Raw genomic sequence first — 2,776 nt, forward strand, 5'->3', positions numbered from 1 at the left:
AACCCTTATAGAGACAGGTGTTGCTGCGATTTTTGTCAACTGTTTTCGATCCAGAGCGAACTAATCAATTAAATCTCTTGCCAGATAAAGATTTAGTCGATTTATGCCACCCTATCGAACCATACCAAGTAACGAAGAACCGGTTTTGTTAAAAAATCGAATACTAGCTTACAGCAATTATGGCCGATCTGGCTCTAGTTTCGATCGGTCATGACAGCGCGATTAGGGACAAAATAGGGTATCGCGGGTATTTCTGCCAGTTACTGGGTTAGTTCCCGTCGCTCTCTCACAAAGATATTTTTCCACATCGGAGCGAATAATTGCATCGGTAAAATCGGCTCCGTCGATAATTGCACCTTTGATTAAAATGTTAGTGGCAAAAGCTCCTTCGAGAACGGCATTGGTAAAGTTGGCTCTGGTTAAACGGGCCGATTCTAAATCCACATTTCTCATATTGGCATCGCTAAAGTCGGCCCCCTCCAAGTTGGCAGAAAAAAAGCGTACTCCTTCCAGATTGGCATGACTGAAGTTACTACCGCGCAGATTAGAGTGATCGAAGGTGGAATCGCGCAAATCCTGCCCCGCAAAGTCGTTATCGGTCAAATTGCGGTTATTATAACTTAGCGCTTGGGCCGGAGCCCAGGAGAATAATAATACTAATATACTAGCAAACAAGGTTAGTAGAGTTTTGCGAGAAAATTGCGCCATATTGCCCCCTGATTGATCAACCTTTTCTATAATAAGCTGTACTGCATTTAAACCGCCTATCGGTAATTTTAGTACAAATGCTCGAACTAGCCGCTTCCCTATACCTTTGAAACAGGATTTATGATCATTACCCGGCACTCGTTGAGTTGACAATTATCCCCGGATTTACCAAGAGCGATCGATCTGCTAGATTTTTGATGTTGGATATCTTAGATGGATATGGCTGGTCATAGTAAATGGGCAAATATTAAACGACAAAAAGCCCGGGTTGACGCCAAAAAAGGGCAAACTTTCACCCAGTTATCCCGGGCCATTATCGTGGCTACCCGTAACGGTGTTCCCGATCCGGCGGGCAATTTTCAGCTACGCACGGCGATCGAAAAAGCCAAGGCGGCCGGTATTCCTAATGACAATATCGAAAGAGCGATCGCTAAAGGGGCGGGAACTTGGGAAAATGACTCAGCTTTTGAGGAAATTCGCTACGAGGGTTATGGTCCCGGGGGTGTGGCGATCCTGATCAAAGCACTGACCGATAATCGCAATCGCACGGCGGCGGCTCTGCGGGCGGCTTTTAGCAAAAATGGCGGTAATTTAGGCGAAACAGGCTGTGTGGGCTGGATGTTTGACCATAAGGGGGTAATTCGCCTTGAGGGAACTATTGATGAGGATAAGCTTTTAGAAGCTTCCCTAGAGGGCCAGGCCCAATCCTACGAGTTTTTTGACAGCGAGGAGGAAGGTCAAGGAGCAGAAGTATTTACTGAGGTGTCTAACCTGGAGAGATTGAATAAGGTTCTGCAAGCAGCGGGATTTAAGGTCAAAGAAGCAGAATTACGCTGGATTCCCACTAATACCCTAGAAGTGAGCGATCGAGACCAGGCCCGTTTTTTATTCAAGTTAATCGACACCCTAGAATCCCTCGATGATGTGCAATCGGTGACGGCTAATTTTGATTTAGTCGAGGAATTGATGTTAGTGGATCTGTGATCCTAAATTCCTAGACTGCTCACTGATTCTGGGCCCAATCAAGAAATAATCTGTCCCCAAAATCCCGTAAAAATTCGGGTTCCGTCTTTGAGAATATGAATTTCCACTTGATCCGATGCCCAATTAATCTGATCTTCCAGAGCGGGATTGAGGAGGTGAATCCGTTGATTGCTAGAAGAAACGGGAGAATCGGGGGAATGAATAGCCAGGGATTCCACATAGGCCCCATCCACCAAAATATCTAACTCGGCCAATAATTCTTGAGAGTGGGGCGGTGCTTGGGTTGAGCGCAATTGTTCGATCGTAAATCCCGTGAAGGACATCACATTTAAGCCTTTTTCCTTAACATATTTAGCCAATTCTGTCAAGGCTTTTGCTTGCCAAAAAGGTTCACCCCCAGAGAAAGTTAGGCCGCTATTGCGGGGATTAGCCAAAATTTTGGCAGCTAGAGACTCAACAGTAATTAATTGATTGATCTCGAAGAACCAGGAAGCTGGATTAAAACAACCCCGACACTCGCGAGAACAACCCTGTACCCAGACCACGGCCCGACAACCGGGACCGTTAACGGCGGATTCATCCACATAGCCCTTGACATCCTCACCGCCGTGAACGGACGGCGATTCCCAAACCTCACGATTTAGGTTTCTGCTTCTTTCCCGAAGGATTTTTCGCACCTGCCGCCCCAGATTTACTCTGTTCTGGTCTTATGGTCGCTCTACAGACTGACACCGCAAGCCCTGCGGCCAAAATATTTTTACTGGCGTTAATATCTCGGTCATGGTGAGTCCCACAGTCTGGACAGTCCCATTCTCGAATATTTAACGGCATTTTTTCAGCAATATACCCGCAATTACTACACCTTTTAGAGCTAGGAAACCATCTATCTATTTCGATGTAGTTTCTCCCATACCAACGGCATTTATAGGCTAATTGTCGAGTGATTTCTCCCCAACTAACATCAGATATTGCCTGAGATAATTTCGGGTTTTTGACCATATTCTTGACGGCTAAATTCTCAACCACAATCGTTTGGTTTTCACGAACTAATTGAGTGGTTAGCTTATGTAAATGGTCTTTTCTG

The 2,776-nt window shown here is 45.6% G+C and carries 4 protein-coding genes; 1 reads left to right on the top strand and 3 read right to left on the bottom strand.

The features are described 5' to 3' along the window. Positions 1-222: 222 nt before the first annotated feature. On the bottom strand, positions 223-708 hold the full coding sequence (locus O9300_RS12785) for a pentapeptide repeat-containing protein (RefSeq protein ID WP_190723237.1): 486 nt from the start codon (positions 706-708) through the stop codon (positions 223-225). A gap of 219 nt (positions 709-927) precedes the next feature. On the opposite strand from O9300_RS12785, the gene O9300_RS12790 reads away from it, so the two are divergent. Then, complete coding sequence (locus O9300_RS12790; protein ID WP_287972003.1) at positions 928-1,692, top strand: YebC/PmpR family DNA-binding transcriptional regulator; 765 nt, start codon at positions 928-930, stop codon at positions 1,690-1,692. A 38-nt stretch (positions 1,693-1,730) separates the two neighbouring features. Here the strand turns inward: O9300_RS12790 and O9300_RS12795 are convergent, their stop codons facing one another. Together O9300_RS12795 and O9300_RS12800 are read right to left on the bottom strand one after the other, a co-directional pair. Further along, positions 1,731-2,369: a 4Fe-4S single cluster domain-containing protein gene (locus tag O9300_RS12795; RefSeq protein ID WP_287971999.1), complete on the bottom strand. Its 639-nt coding sequence runs from the start codon at positions 2,367-2,369 to the stop codon at positions 1,731-1,733. Beyond that, positions 2,326-2,776, bottom strand: a 451-nt coding sequence (locus tag O9300_RS12800; RefSeq protein ID WP_287972001.1) for an RNA-guided endonuclease TnpB family protein, incomplete at its 5' end; no start/stop codon positions are given. The genes O9300_RS12795 and O9300_RS12800, both read right to left, overlap by 44 nt.

It is taken from the genome of Microcystis sp. LE19-195.1E (assembly GCF_027532095.1).
GTDB classification, from domain to species: Bacteria; Cyanobacteriota; Cyanobacteriia; order Cyanobacteriales; family Microcystaceae; genus Microcystis; species Microcystis aeruginosa.